Source organism: Labrys sp. Lb11, assembly GCF_057554225.1.
In genome coordinates, this window is the sequence record NZ_BAAJOT010000008.1 from 337,771 (window position 1) to 351,055 (window position 13,285).

At 68.2% G+C, this 13,285-nt stretch carries 13 protein-coding genes; 5 read left to right on the forward strand and 8 right to left on the reverse strand.

Going from position 1 to position 13,285, the window contains the following annotated elements; translation table 11 throughout:
• Positions 1-98: 98 nt before the first annotated feature.
• Positions 99-530 carry a response regulator gene (locus tag AC27L4_RS28465; protein ID WP_487145989.1) on the reverse strand — a complete coding sequence of 144 codons (432 nt, stop codon included), beginning with the start codon at positions 528-530 and terminating at the stop codon, positions 99-101.
• Between the two features lie 386 nt (positions 531-916).
• Entirely contained in the window at positions 917-2,425 is a 1,509-nt protein-coding gene (locus tag AC27L4_RS28470) for a helicase HerA-like domain-containing protein (protein ID WP_487145990.1), read from the reverse strand.
• Positions 2,426-2,711: 286 nt separating this feature from the next.
• Between AC27L4_RS28470 and AC27L4_RS28475 the strand changes: the two genes are divergently transcribed.
• Complete coding sequence (locus tag AC27L4_RS28475) at positions 2,712-3,107, forward strand: DUF2267 domain-containing protein (RefSeq protein ID WP_487145991.1); 396 nt, start codon at positions 2,712-2,714, stop codon at positions 3,105-3,107.
• Positions 3,108-3,319: 212 nt separating this feature from the next.
• The gene (locus tag AC27L4_RS28480; RefSeq protein WP_487145992.1) at positions 3,320-3,994 is read left to right on the forward strand and encodes a DUF1275 family protein; all 675 of its coding nucleotides are present in this window, start codon (positions 3,320-3,322) and stop codon (positions 3,992-3,994) included.
• 70 nt (positions 3,995-4,064) lie between these two features.
• Here AC27L4_RS28480 and AC27L4_RS28485 read toward each other — a convergent pair whose 3' ends face one another.
• Positions 4,065-5,102: an alpha/beta hydrolase gene (locus AC27L4_RS28485; protein WP_487145993.1), complete on the reverse strand. Its 1,038-nt coding sequence runs from the start codon at positions 5,100-5,102 to the stop codon at positions 4,065-4,067.
• Between the two features lie 113 nt (positions 5,103-5,215).
• On the opposite strand from AC27L4_RS28485, the gene AC27L4_RS28490 reads away from it, so the two are divergent.
• Positions 5,216-5,341 (forward strand): hypothetical protein, encoded by a 126-nt coding sequence (locus tag AC27L4_RS28490; RefSeq protein ID WP_487145994.1) that lies wholly within the window; start codon positions 5,216-5,218, stop codon positions 5,339-5,341.
• Between the two features lie 2 nt (positions 5,342-5,343).
• On the forward strand, positions 5,344-5,940 hold the full coding sequence (locus AC27L4_RS28495) for a pyroglutamyl-peptidase I (RefSeq protein ID WP_487145995.1): 597 nt from the start codon (positions 5,344-5,346) through the stop codon (positions 5,938-5,940).
• Between the two features lie 108 nt (positions 5,941-6,048).
• On the opposite strand, the gene AC27L4_RS28500 is transcribed toward AC27L4_RS28495, so the two are convergent.
• A complete protein-coding gene (locus AC27L4_RS28500; RefSeq protein WP_487145996.1) occupies positions 6,049-7,500 on the reverse strand; it encodes an NAD-dependent succinate-semialdehyde dehydrogenase in 1,452 nt (483 codons plus the stop codon).
• A gap of 225 nt (positions 7,501-7,725) precedes the next feature.
• On the opposite strand from AC27L4_RS28500, the gene AC27L4_RS28505 reads away from it, so the two are divergent.
• A complete protein-coding gene (locus AC27L4_RS28505) occupies positions 7,726-8,730 on the forward strand; it encodes an asparaginase (RefSeq protein WP_487145997.1) in 1,005 nt (334 codons plus the stop codon).
• A gap of 54 nt (positions 8,731-8,784) precedes the next feature.
• Here AC27L4_RS28505 and AC27L4_RS28510 read toward each other — a convergent pair whose 3' ends face one another.
• The 4 genes from AC27L4_RS28510 to AC27L4_RS28525 form a co-directional block, all read right to left on the reverse strand.
• Entirely contained in the window at positions 8,785-10,329 is a 1,545-nt protein-coding gene (locus tag AC27L4_RS28510; protein ID WP_487145998.1) for an ImmA/IrrE family metallo-endopeptidase, read from the reverse strand.
• Positions 10,286-10,705 (reverse strand): hypothetical protein, encoded by a 420-nt coding sequence (locus tag AC27L4_RS28515; RefSeq protein ID WP_487145999.1) that lies wholly within the window; start codon positions 10,703-10,705, stop codon positions 10,286-10,288. The genes AC27L4_RS28510 and AC27L4_RS28515 overlap by 44 nt, the downstream gene beginning before the upstream one ends.
• Positions 10,706-10,805: 100 nt before the next feature.
• On the reverse strand, positions 10,806-12,071 hold the full coding sequence (locus AC27L4_RS28520) for a TIGR03808 family TAT-translocated repetitive protein (RefSeq protein ID WP_487146000.1): 1,266 nt from the start codon (positions 12,069-12,071) through the stop codon (positions 10,806-10,808).
• Between the two features lie 148 nt (positions 12,072-12,219).
• Positions 12,220-13,233, reverse strand: coding sequence for an aldose epimerase family protein (locus tag AC27L4_RS28525; protein ID WP_487146001.1), 1,014 nt, complete (start codon positions 13,231-13,233; stop codon positions 12,220-12,222).
• Between the last annotated feature and the right edge of the window lie 52 nt (positions 13,234-13,285).

The window sequence follows — 13,285 nt, forward strand, 5'->3', positions numbered from 1 at the left end:
CAGGAGGATGGTACCACCGCTCGGGAGCGGCCAGTCGGCCGCTTTACCGGGATGAGGGGCAAGCACCGGGTGCGTGCCGGCCGGCACGCACGGAGGGATCAGTTCTTGAGGCTGCCGGTCTCGCGATCGTTCATCGACAGGTGCAGGGCGCTGCGCTGGCGAATCGCTCGCCGCGCCCGCTGCATCAGCGAGCCCATGCGCCGGTAGATCAACCGCGGCGGCAGCGGGAACGGCAGCACCGCGTCGAAGCCGGCATTGGCGGCGGCAATGACGGTGGCGCGCGTCGGCTGGCTGGCGACGAGCACGATCGGAATGTCGCGCAGGTCACCGGCCTCGCCGGCAGCCAGACGCACCATCAGCGCGTGGCATTCGGCCTGGGAAGGCAGGGCCATGACGATGCCGCTCGGACAGTTGATCCGAATGGTCCGGATCGCCGCTTCGGCATCGTCCACCGTGCGCACGCCGCTCATCCCGAAGTCGAGCAGGGCATTGCGCCACGAAGCGGCGATGCCGACGTCCGGCTGGATCAACAAGACGCCAGCGGCGTGAATGGCCTTCCTGTTGGGAGGCGGCGTCGCAGGGAGGGGATCAATACTCATGCGAACAACACATCTTTTGTGCTACAGCCGCACCATAGCCGCTGTTTGCAGCCTCTTCGCCCAGCGTAACAGGCCGGGTTGGATGTTAAATGTTACCTCGCAACCGCTAAGACGGCAATCAAATAATATATGAGCGAGCCCGGCCTAGTCCGAGCCCATCCGGCGCCCCTGCAAGCGGGCGCGCCAGTATAGCAACCAAGTCCCGCACTCGTATACTAGCGCGCCGCCTACGCAAATTCACGCATACTGACGACACACCAAATAGGCGAGACAAGGCCAGCCGCTCGACCGAAGCGCGCAAGGCTCGCCGTTCGCCGCTATCGGCGCGTCAGCCCCCCGAGCACGCCGCGCAGCAGGGCATTGGCGATCTGCCGGCCGGCGGTCGAGGCCATGGATCGGGCGGCCGATCGAATGACAACCTCGGTCGTCGACATGCGTGTCGACGGCCGATTGCCCGTCTTCGTCCCGCCGCCGAGGACGCTGCCCAGAATGCTGTCGAGCAGGCCGCCGCCGCCGGCATCCGCCTCCTGCGCGCCCGCGCCATCGCCGATCCCGCGCTTCTGCAGGATTTCGTAGGCCGATTCACGGTCCACCACGGTCTCGTACTTGCCGCGGAGCGGCGAGGCCGCCAGGATCTCCTGGCGTTCCTGCGGCGTCACCGGGCCGACGCGGGCGGCCGGCGGCAGCACCAGCGCCCGCTGCACCATCGCCGGCACGCCGTTGCCCTCCAGGAAGGAGACCAGCGCTTCGCCCTTGCCCATCTCCATGATCACCTTTGCCGTGTCGAGATCCGGGTTGGGCCGGAACGTCTCGGCCGCAGCCTTGACCGCCTTCTGGTCACGCGGCGTGTAGGCACGAAGCGCGTGCTGCACCCGGTTGCCCAACTGGCCCAGCACGGTATCCGGCACATCAAGCGGATTCTGGGTGACGAAATAGATGCCGACACCCTTCGAACGGATCAGGCGCACCACCTGCTCGATCTTGCGCAGCAGGGCCGGCGGCGCCTCGTTGAACAGGAGATGCGCCTCGTCGAAGAAGAACACCAGCTTGGGCTTGTCGAGGTCTCCCACTTCCGGCAACTGCTCGAACAGCTCCGACATCAGCCACAGCAGGAAGGTGGCATAGAGCTGCGGCGCCACCATCAGCTTGTCGGCCGCGAGGACGCTGACATAGCCGCGGCCGCGCTTGTCGACCCGCATGAGGTCGGCAATGTCGAGCGCCGGCTCGGCAAAGAACTGGTCGCCGCCCTGCTGCTCGAGTACCAGGAGCTGGCGCTGAATGGCGCCGATCGTCGCCTTGGAAACGTTGCCGTAGGTCTTGACCAGGTCATCGGCGTGATCGGCCATGTCGGCGAGGAGCGCCCGCAGATCCTTCATGTCGAGCAGCAGCAGCTTCTCGTCGTCGGCGAGCTTGAAGGCGATGTTGAGCACGCCTTCCTGGATGTCGTTGAGCCCGAGCAGCCGCGAAAGCAGCAGCGGCCCCATTTCCGAGATCGTGGCGCGGATCGGTGCGCCCTGCTCGCCGAAAATGTCCCAGAACAACACCGGAAACTGGTCCGGATCGTATTCGATGCCGACCTGCTCGGCCCGTTTCTCCACGAAGTCCTGGCCTTCGCCGGGTTGCGAGATGCCGGAGAGATCGCCCTTGATGTCGGCCGCGAACACCGGCACGCCTCGGGCCGAGAAGCCCTCGGCCAGCACCTGGAGGGTCACGGTCTTGCCGGTGCCGGTGGCGCCGGTGACCAGGCCATGACGGTTTCCGAGCGCAAGGGTGAGATATTCCGGCTTGTCGCTCTTGGCGACGTAGATCCTGCCCGCCTCGTCCATACCCACGCTCCTCGCAACCATGGTGCATCCGGCCAAGCTATAGACCGGCGCTTGCATCGCTTCCAGAACCGAACCCGCGCGAGCGACGAGCCCGCTTCCCGGCCATCGGCGAAACGACGGAAATTCGACCGCGCGATCATGGCCCTGGGATGGTGGGCAGCCATGGCGCTTCCGTCCGTCGGCGGGAAGCCGGGCGCGACGACTTGCGATCGGCGCGGATCCGCTCCAAGGTCCGGCCGGCCTCGCGCCGAAGCGCGGCAAGAAAACGAGAACTTGGAGAATCACCATGGAAGAACTCGTCGCCCGCCTGACGGCGACCACCGGCCTGGACGCCTCCACCATCGTCAACGCGACGGGCGCCATCCTGGCCTTCCTCGAGAAGGAAGGGCCGGCCGGGCCGGTGGCGCAACTGGTCGATGCCATCCCCGGGGCACGCGATCTCGTCAACGGCGTCGTCAACAGCGAGGGCAGCGGCGGGCTCCTGGGCATGCTCGGCAGCATGGTCGGCCATATGGGCGGCGGAATCGCCGGGCTCGGCGGCCAGTTGATGGGCATGGGCCTCGACCTCGGCCAGATGCAGACGCTTGGCAAGGAGCTGTTCGCCTACGCCGGCGAGAAGGCCGGGTCGGAGGTCGTCGGCCAGATCGTCGCGGAGGTCCCCGGCCTCAGCCAGTTCGTCTGACCGACGGCGCCGGCATGGGCGGGGGATTCCTTGCCGGAGAGCCCCGCCTGCCGGGCCGACGGCTCGCAGCATGCGACCCGGGGCCAGTTGATCCGCCCGGATGCGGAAGCGATCGCCGCCTCCGGCAAGCCCGCCTCCCGCGACGGCGCGAGCCTTCCGGCACGGCCGGCGCCCGTCCCCCGGGCCAGTCTCCCGACGCCGGAGCCGTTGTCGTGAAGGTCTCGCTGCCGATCCTGCTCAGCCTCAACGGCGGCTATGTCGACACCGCCGGCTTCCTGGCGCTCCAGGGCCTGTTCACCGCCCATGTCACCGGAAACTTCGTGACGTTCGGAGCGGCGCTGGTGCTCGGCACGTCCGGCGCGGTGGCCAAGCTCCTGGCACTACCGGTGTTCTGCGTGGTCGTCATCGCGGTGCGCCTCGCCGGCAACCGGCTGCCCGGCTTCGGGCTGAACATGATGCTGGGGCTGAAGCTCGCGCTGCTCGTCGCCGGCGCCGGACTTGCGATCGGCCTCGGCCCATTCCACGACGGCGACCGCTGGCCGGCGCTGGCCACCGGGATGACGCTGGTCGCTGCCATGGCGGTCCAGAACGCCGTGCACCGCATTCATCTCGCCAGCGCGCCGCCGACGACGCTGATGACCGGAACGACCACCCAGATCATGATCGACCTTTCCGACCTGATGGGCGGCCTGGCAACCGAAGCCGGCATGGCGGCCCGCTCCCGCCTGCTGCGCATGTCCGGCAGTGTCGCGGCTTTCGCCGCCGGCTGTGCGGCTGCGGCCGCCGGCTACGCCTTCGGCACGGTCTGGTGCTTCACGGTGCCGCCGATCCTGGCCCTGGCCGCCCTGCTGGTGCGGCTCCTCGGCCCGAAGACTGAAGCCGCGTGATCGCCGTCACGCTTCGATCTTCCGATGCACCTGCTGCACACCTCCCGCGGAGCAGCAGACGGGCACCTGCTCAGCTTCCCTCGTCGGCGTTCTCGATCGCCCGGCTCAGCACGCCGTGCAACTCCGGGCGGCTCATGAAGATGTCGTGATTGATCCAGCCCGAACCGAAATCGGTGGCATCGACCGTCTTGACGCCGGTCTGCTCCAGGGCGGCCCGGTCCGAGGCGCCCACGCGCGGCATGCCGCCGGCCAGCGTCGACGACAGTTCCAGGGCCCGGTCCTTGCCGGAGACGATCACGGTGGTGCGCGGCGCCAACTCGGCCAGACGCTTCATCTGGCGCTTGAACAGGTCGAGGTCGACATCCGGATTGGCGAGCACGATCGCCCCGAAGCGGCTGGCCATGCCGCCGCCGGTACGGTCGGTGACGGAGCGCAGCGCCTCCAGCGTCAGCAGGCCGCCCATGGAGTGGGCGAGGATGTGGATGCGCCCGATCTTGGGATTGACCGCAAGCGCCGTGAGCGTGTCCTCCAGCGCGTCGCGCGACCACATCGCGCTCTCGCGGTCGGCGCCATAGTCGAGCAGTGCCCCGCGCGAGGGCCAGGTGAACAGCACCGGCGCGCCGGTGAAGCCGATGCCCGCCACAAGCTTGGCGTAGCTGGTGGTGGCACTGTCGAAGGTCTCGTTGAAGCCATGGACGTAGAGCAGCACGTCCTTGCCCTGCGCCGCATTGGCGATGGCGGTGGCCGCATCGCCGCCCTTGATCGGCTCGACGCCGGCGATGCTCCAATCGGTCGAGGCGATCGGGTTGACGCTGGCGAGCAGCGTCTTCTTCGGCGGGAACAGCACGGCGCGGGCAGCGGTAGGCTCGGACGCCCGGCCGGAGCCGAACCAGGGATCCCCTCGCCCTTCGGCGTTGCGCGTCGTCATGACCAGCATGGTCAGGCCCCCCCGCCACAGGCCCACCGGCGCTGACGCGGCCGCCTGCTCGGGCGTGGCGACCGAGAGCACCGGCTTCAGGCCGGCGGTCGAGCCGCCGTCATCGTCCATGCCGACACAGGCCGACAGCGACAAGGAGAGGCAGGCGGCGAGAAGCGAGGCAGCTCGCATTCCAGATCAGTCCCGGATGATGGCGATGATCCCCCTCAATCACCGATCGAGCCGGCAAAAATGAGGCAAGGCGACCGCTTGCGGGACTTCGGACCATCGGGTACCAGCGGAGCATGGCCTCTGCGCGCTTGCTGCACCATGACCTCGCCGTCGAAGTCCGGGCCCCCGCGGCCTGGTTGCCGAAGGGCGCGCGGGTCGTGCCGGCGAGCGAGGCGGCCACCGCCGTCATGGACCTCTAGCCATGGCCGGGCCGGCGGATCGCCGCGTCCTCGTCACCGGCTTCGGCGCCTTTCCGGGGGCGCCGGTCAACCCGACGCAGGCGTTGGCGGCGGCACTGCGAACGGCGCGCCTGCCCGCCACAGTGCTGGAAACGCATGTGCTGCCGGTCACCTGGGCCGGTACCGCCACGACGTTGCACGCCCTGATCGATCGCGTCGCGCCCGACGCCGTGCTGATGTTCGGTCTGGCCCGGCGTTCGCGCGTGCTGCGCCTGGAGACCCGGGCCGCCAATGCGGCCGCCGCCCATCCCGACGCCGACGGCCTGCTGCCGCCGGCCGTCGTTCCATGGCCGGACGGCCCGGCGTTCCGCGCCTCGCGGGCCGCCCTGCCCCCGGTGCTGGACGCGATTCGGGCGACCGGCGCGCGCGTCCGGCTTTCGGCCGATGCCGGCGCCTATCTGTGCAATGCCGCGCTCTGGACCGCGCTGGCCGTCACGGACGAGACCACGCCGGTGCTGTTCATCCACGTCCCGCCCTTGCTTCCCGGAGGCCGGCTGACGCCCGACGGCCTGGCCGCCGCGGCTCTCGCCGCCATCGGCGCGCTGCGCCTGCCGGATTGACCGGGGCGGGCACGGGAAAACCGGAGCCCCGCATCAGGGGCCCAGCCGCCGCGATGGCTGCGGCAGCTCGGAACGGCGGACGGGCGACGAGCCCGCCCGCAAATCCGGTCAGCCCAGGCCGCCGACGCAGACATACTTGGTGTCGAGATAGTCCTCGATGCCGTACTTGGAGCCTTCCTTGCCCATGCCGCTTTCCTTGACGCCGCCGAAGGGAGCGACCTCGGTGGTGATCAGGCCTTCATTGATGCCGACCATGCCGTATTTCAACGCCTCGGACACCCGGAACGCCCGGCCGAGGTCGCGGGTGTAGAAATAGGAGGCGAGGCCGAACTCGGTGTCGTTGGCCATGGCCACCGCCTGCTCCTCGGTCTCGAACTTGAACACCGGCGCAAGCGGGCCGAAGGTCTCGTCGCGGGCCACCATCATGTCCGGGGTCACGCCGGTGAGCACGGTCGGCTCGAAGAAGGAACCGCCGAGCTTGTGGCGCTTGCCGCCGGCGACGACCTTGGCGCCCTTGTCGGTGGCGTCCTTGATGTGCTCCTCGACCTTGGCGACCGCCTTGTCGTCGATCAGCGGGCCCTGCTGCACGCCGGCTTCCAGGCCGTTGCCGACCTTGAGGCCGTTCGACGCGGCGATCAGCTTCTCGACGAAGGCGTCATGGATGCCCGCCTGCACCAGGAAGCGGTTGGTGCACACGCAGGTCTGGCCGGAGTTGCGGTACTTGGCGATCATCGCGCCCTCGATGGCGCGGTCGACGTCGGCGTCGTCGAAGACGATGAAGGGCGCATTGCCGCCCAGTTCCATCGACACCCGCTTGAGCGTCCTGGCCGACTGTTCGACCAGCATCTTGCCGATCGGCGTCGAGCCGGTGAACGTGATCTTGCGCACGATCGGGTTGGAGGTCAGCTCGCCGCCGATGGCGCTGGCCGAACCGGTCAGCACGTTGACGACACCGGCGGGAACGCCGGCCTGCTCGCACAGCGCGCCCCAGGCGAGACCGGAATAGGGCGTCTGCGCGGCAGGCTTGATGACGATGGTGCAGCCGGCCGCCAGGGCCGGGCCGAGCTTGCGGGCGATCATCGAGGATGGGAAGTTCCACGGCGTGATGGCGCCGACCACGCCGACCGGCTCCTTCGTCACCAGGATGCGGCGGCCCTGCCACGGCGAGGGGATGACGTCGCCGTAGACGCGCTGCGCCTCCTCGGCGAACCAGCGGACATAGGCCGCGGAGAAGGCGACCTCGCCCTTGGCCTCGGTGAGGGACTTGCCCTGCTCCATGGTCAGGAGCGTGCCGAGGGCTTCGACATTCTGTTCGATGATGTCGGCGAGCCGGTGCAGGATCTTGGCCCGTTCCTTCGCGGTCCTGGCGCGCCAGGCCGGCTGGGCCGCGTCGGCCGCAGCGATGGCGCGGGCAGTCTCGGCCTTGCCGCAATCGGGAACGGTGCCCAGCACGGCGCCGGTCGCCGGATCGGTCACGGTCAGCGTCTTGCCGCTGTCGGCCGCGATCCACTCGCCGTTGACATAGGCGGCCTCGCGCTTGAACTCGAGCTTGTGCAACATGACGTCTCTCTCCGGGATTGAGCGTGGCGCTGCTATAGCACGCGGTCCCCCGGCCGTATCAAGCGAGGCTTGTCTCCGCCCGGCCCGAGCGGCTAAGCAGCTTCTCGTGGCTCTCGCCACGATTGATTTGGCATTTTCAATGCGAAATCAATGCTGCTCAAACTCATAAGTCCAAGCGGGTTCGAGAGAACCTGCTTGGACACGCCGCGGATGGTGGAGTGTGGCATGTCCAATCCGGTTCTGGTCGAAGTCCTGCGCGGCTCGGCGGTCGAGAGCCGCCACAGCGGCGCCGTCGCGGTGGCGGATACCGAGGGCCGCCTGGTCCTGGCGCTCGGCGACGTTGAGCGCCCGGTGTTTCCGCGCTCGGCCGTGAAGGCGCTGCAGGCCCTGCCGCTGATCGAGTCCGGCGCGGCCGACCGCTTCGGCCTCACCGACGCGGAGATCGCCCTCGCCGTCGCCTCCCACGGCGGCGAGCCGCTGCATGTGGAGACGGCGATCTCGATGCTGGCCAAGGCCGGCGCCGATGCCGGTGCGCTCGAATGCGGCGCGCATCGGCCGTCCTTCCACCGGGCGGCGCGGGAGCTGACACGGCAGGGCCTGCGGCCGACCGCCCTGCACAACAACTGCTCGGGCAAGCATTCCGGCTTCATCTGCACGGCCTGCGCCGCCGGCATCGCCCCCGCCGGCTACATCCAGGCCACGCATCCGATCATGCGCGAGGTGATGGGCGCCGTGTCCGACATGGTGGATGCGGCGATGACGGGCGAGGGTGTCGGCATCGACGGCTGCTCGATCCCGACCCAATCCGCGCCGCTCGCCGCCCTCGCTCGCGGCTTCGCCCGCTTCGGCACGGGCGCGCATCTCGGACCCGAGCGTGCCAGGGCGGCCGCCCGCATCCGCGCGGCGGTGGCGGCCCACCCGTTCATGGTGGCGGGCACGGAACGCTTCTGCACCGAGATCATGGAGATTTTCGGCGCCCGCGCCTTCGTCAAGACCGGAGCGGAGGGCGTGTTCTGCGCCGCCTTCCCGGAACTCGGCTACGGCGTGGCGCTCAAGTGCGACGACGGCGCCACCCGCGCCTCGGAGCTCGCCATGGCGGCGGTGATCGGCAAGCTGCTGCCACTGTCGGAACCGGAGGAGGAGGCGCTGCAGCGCTTCCTGACCCCGGTGATGACGAACTGGAACGGCCTGGAGGTCGGCAGCCTGCGCCCGGCCGGGGCACTGACGTAGTCGCCGGCACAGAGAACAACGCGTTCAGTCCGAATCGTGCAGGCAGATGTCCAATCAGTGCCTTGCTGCCGGACGCAGGTCATCTCGCTCGACATCGTCGATCAGGCCGAGATTGTAGAGATGCTCGACGAGCGCCACCTCGGTGACGTGCAAGCGGCGGGCTGTGCGCTCCACCAGATCGTCATCAATCTGAGCGCCCCGGACATGCTGTAGCAACAGCCGTGGCGGCATCAGCAACCAGGCCGCGAAGGCATTGGCGCGCTTTTCGATGCCGGGAGAGGTCCAGGGGCCGCTCGCATGGGCCAGCCGCCGCGCGCGGCTTTGGTCATGGAGGATATGGCAAAGCTCGTGGGCGATCGTGAACCGTTGCCCATGTCTTCCGGTGTTGTATCTGCTGTGGTCGTTGACCAGAATGGAAGGCGCAAAACCCTCACCCGCCAGGGCAACGCCGCGGATCGAGGCGGTATCCAGTGTTTTCACGCTCAATGTCACATCTAAGGTAGCGCACAAGCCCTGAACATCGACGAAGCCGCTAGAGATTAGGTTCGGCACGCTTGCCTCTATCCAGTCCAGCAAATTCTCGGCCAGATCGTATCCGTCCTGCCAAGGCTTTATGCGAAGCGGTGCGTTCTCGACAAGGGAGCGTAAAGGCTCTCCCATCTGACCATGCATCGCCGCAATCAGCACATCCCTGAGCACCACGATATCGCCGTCCGACAAGCTTGCATCCAAGCCGCCGAACATCGCCACCGCAGGAGCCTGTTCCTGCACAAACCGGCCGCCCTTGCCAAGCCTAGGCGCAAGAAGCTCGTCATGCCCGCCTCTGTGGAACGATGCCCGTACCTTCTCCAACAGTTGTTCGGCCATCATCGCTGCATTGAACCGCTCGGGTGTAAGGCGATCGAGTGCATCGATCTTGCTCACCAGAGCGTTCCAATCCGCCTGGAAGGCAGTGCTATCCAGCGCGGGCGGAGAGAATCGCACCCAGTCCAACAACTGGGACAGCGGTTCTGCGACATCGGCAACTGCCAGGCGGGCGACTCCAGGTTCCGTCTCGAAGCTGAATCCTTTTGGTGCGAATGGCGGAGGGGAAGCCGTCCAAGAGACTTCAACGTCGTCGGCAAAACGCCGCAACACGATATCCGGGAACAGCCCGCCTGCGGACCCGTTGGCAATGCCATGCCGCCGGTACCAGGCCTTAGCAGCCTCAAGCTGCCCCGCAGCGGCCGCCCCGATCGCGGCAAAGCGCGCGATTGCCTCGCTGCCGGCTTCGGCGGCCGGATCGGCAGATCGTTCATGCCACGGAAATTTTTCTTCGTGGAACACCGGGAGCCAATTTTCGGCCAACCAATGCAAGAACGGCCCAAGATACCAGATCACTCGGTCCTGGGTGTCAGCCCCGACCCGATGGGCGGTCAAATTGACGCCGGCGACGGTCAGCGTGAGTGCCCCCATCGACCAGCCATGCTCCATCGGCCGGCGCGACACGGGCTCGTCATCCCGCAGCCACGCCAAGCTGATCTGAAACCGCCCAGCGGTCCCGAAGGTGGCGCAGTCATTCGTCATCGGATGTGAGCGCCCATTTTTTGTCGCGATCAATGTTCACGCCCTTTTGCCTCCTCAGGCCCTGGCGGATCTCCGCAGCGCTGACCTGCCCCGTCGCGATGAGGCTGTCCTGAACCTCGGTCGGCACACGCTGCCACGGGATCGGATAGCCGTGCCAACTCGAGCTCCCAGTCAACTGAGCACAGAATGCTATTCCGTTTGCTGAGGCATAGCGCTGGCGGCCGTGCTCTATGCTTCGACTCAACATCTCCTGTGCTCGCGTCGCGGGCCACCTCTCCCATTGCTCCGGCTCCACGCCGCCGAAGCCGTGGTCGCCCACCATATGCGTCCAGTCCGGGCAGATCGACCCCGATGCTCCCCCCGGAATCCAGCGCTTGTGCTTCTTGCTGCCGATATACTGCAGGGGCATGATCCTTCGTCCGTCCGTGCGACTTTTACCGCATTTCGCCGCCCTCGGATAGGCAGGCAGGCCGCCTCGTGTCTCTGGCGACAGTCCGACGACCGCCGTTTCAGCGCACGCTGTTGCCGGCGACGGTGATGCCGGGAAAGGCGCCCGTGCCCTCGACCGCCAGGTCGCCGGTGGCCCTGCGCTCCCACTCGTAGCCGACCACGGCACCGTCGACGCAGCCGGAAAAGACATTGCCGGTGACGAGGGCGTTGCGCGCCGCCTCCGCCACCGTGATGCGGACCCCCATGCCGCATTGCCGGGCGACATTGCCGCTCAGCACGACGTCGCGCAGGAAATTGCCGTAGCCGAGGGAAAAGCCGGCGGTCGGGCAGGCTTCGACGACATTGCCGGTCGCGGTCGCGTCCGCCTCGATGGCGATGCCGGAGCCGTAGCTCTCGCGCCCGCCCTCGGGCAGGATGCGGCGAAAGGCGCTGCGGACGATGTTGCCCTGCACCGTGGCGAGGCGGCCGCCCCTGTCGAAATTGACCACCGAAATGCCGTTGGCGGCCCTTTCGACCACGTTCTGGGCAATCACCGCACCCTCGAACGAGAATTCGCTGTAGATGCCGGTCTCGCCGGCGCTGTCGCAGGAATTGCCGAGGATCTGCACGGCATCGCCGGAATTGGCGCGAATGAAGCTGAAGGCGCAGTCCCGGATGACATTTTGCGCCACCACCACATGGCCGGCCCGATAGACGTTGATGCCGTTGCCGTTCCAGCCGAGCCCGCCGTCGTCGGCGCGGATGCTCTCGATGCGGTTGTGCACGACCAGCGTGCCGTCATAGCCCTTCTCGCTGCGGTGCACGAGGATGCCGTTGTCGCCGCAGTTGCGCACGAGGTTGGCGGCGATGCGCAGGCCGGTGGAGTCGTTGGCGAACAGGGCTGTCCGCGCATCCTCGACCACGCAGGCCTCGACCAGCCCGCCGCAACGCTGCAGGACGACGCCGGTGCCGGGCGTCGCCTGGAAGCGGCAGTCGCGGATGTCCACGGCTGCGACGCCGGCAAGGGTGAGCAGCCCCTCCCCGGCCTCCATCGCCGCCCGGCCGCCGTCCAAGGCGAGGCCCGACAGGGCGACGGACTTGCCGCCTTCGCCGCGCAGGATCGGGCCGGGCCCGGCGGCCAGGAGCCGGGTCGCGCCTGGCTCGCCGGCGATGCGCGCCCCCGAAGGCAGGGCGACGCGCGCGATGCGATAGGTGCCGGGATCGAGCGCCAGCGCCCGGCCGGCGGCAGCGGCGGAGGCCACGGCCCGGGCGAAGGCGGCGCTCTGGTCGCCGCCGCCCGGCTTCAGGCCGAGGCTCGCGGCCCGGACCGGCGTCGCAGCAGCCACAGCCAGGCTCCCCGCTCCGGCAGCGAGGAGAGAACGACGCCCGACGATCATGCCACCTCCGAGGCCGATGGAACCGGCGGCAAGGATGGCAGGCGGGTGTTAAGGCAGGCTTGCGCCGGCTGATGGCCGGCCGCGTGGATGCCGGCGATCAGCCGCGCCCGAACCGATACTCCGTCGTCTGCCGGTAGACCTCGCCCGGCCGCAGGATCGAAGACGGGAAATGCGGCTTGTTGGGCGCGTCGGGGAAGAGCTGCGCCTCCAGGCAGAAGCCGCCATAGGGGCCGTACTGCACGCCGCCGAGGCCCGGCACCGGCGGGTTGAGCTTGGCCGCATCGTAAAGCTGCACGCCGGGCTCGGTCGTCCAGGCTTCGAGCGTGACGCCGCTCTTCGGCGACCAGGCAGTGGCGGCATGGCCGAGCTGGCGCGCGCTGCGCAGCACGAAGTTGGTGTCGTAATGCATCTGCTGGCCGTCGACGTCGAGCCGGATCGGGCGGTCGGCGCGGAAGTCGTAGGGCGTGCCCTCGACGGCCCGGATCTCGCCGGTCGGGATCAGGTCGGCATCGGTCGGCGTGTAGAAATCGGCGGCGATCGACAGGTGATGGTCGAGGATGTCGGGCGAACCGTCGAGGTTGAAGTAGGAATGATGCGCCAGGTTGACCGGCGTCGGCTTGTCGGTGACGGCGCTGTACTCGACCCTGAGCGTCGCCGGCTCCAGCAGGGTGTAGCGGCAGGTGGCGAGGAGGCGGCCGGGAAAGCCCATGTCGCCGTCCTCGGAGACCAGGGCGAGCGTCACGGACCGGCTGTCCTGCGACACGATCGACCAGGGGCGAACGCCGAACCCGTGGGTGCCGCCATGCAGGGTGTGCGGGCTGTTGTTCTTGCGGTCGAGCTCGTAGAGGACGCCGTCGAGCGTGAAGCGGCCATTGGCGATGCGGTTGGCGAAGCGGCCGGGGTTCGAGCCGAAATGCGGCGAGTGGTAGCGGTAGTGGTCGAACTCCTCGAAGCCGAGCACGACGCGCTGCGGTCCGGCCTTGGCCGGCACGATCAGGTCGCGCACCGCACCGCCCCAGGTGATAATCCTGGCCTCCGCTCCGGCTTCCGAGCGGATGGCGGCCTCGATGATATCGATGCCGTCATAGGAGCCGAACACGCGGTTTGTCATGGCAAGTCCTTCCATCTTCCGGGGAATGTCGAAGTCGCAGCGGGGCGGCACG

Bases quoted from the DNA above. Each gene is read 5' to 3' on its own strand.
- AC27L4_RS28505 (WP_487145997.1), top strand. From the start codon at position 7,726: ATGTCCAATCCGGTTCTGGTCGAAGTCCTGCGCGGCTCGGCGGTCGAG.
- AC27L4_RS28485 (WP_487145993.1), bottom strand. From the start codon at position 5,102: ATGCGAGCTGCCTCGCTTCTCGCCGCCTGCCTCTCCTTGTCGCTGTCG.
- AC27L4_RS28500 (WP_487145996.1), bottom strand. From the start codon at position 7,500: ATGTTGCACAAGCTCGAGTTCAAGCGCGAGGCCGCCTATGTCAACGGC.
- AC27L4_RS28490 (WP_487145994.1), top strand. From the start codon at position 5,216: ATGGCCTCTGCGCGCTTGCTGCACCATGACCTCGCCGTCGAAGTCCGG.
- AC27L4_RS28525 (WP_487146001.1), bottom strand. From the start codon at position 13,233: ATGACAAACCGCGTGTTCGGCTCCTATGACGGCATCGATATCATCGAG.
- AC27L4_RS28495 (WP_487145995.1), top strand. From the start codon at position 5,344: ATGGCCGGGCCGGCGGATCGCCGCGTCCTCGTCACCGGCTTCGGCGCC.
- AC27L4_RS28470 (WP_487145990.1), bottom strand. From the start codon at position 2,425: ATGGACGAGGCGGGCAGGATCTACGTCGCCAAGAGCGACAAGCCGGAA.
- AC27L4_RS28475 (WP_487145991.1), top strand. From the start codon at position 2,712: ATGGAAGAACTCGTCGCCCGCCTGACGGCGACCACCGGCCTGGACGCC.
- AC27L4_RS28515 (WP_487145999.1), bottom strand. From the start codon at position 10,705: ATGCCCCTGCAGTATATCGGCAGCAAGAAGCACAAGCGCTGGATTCCG.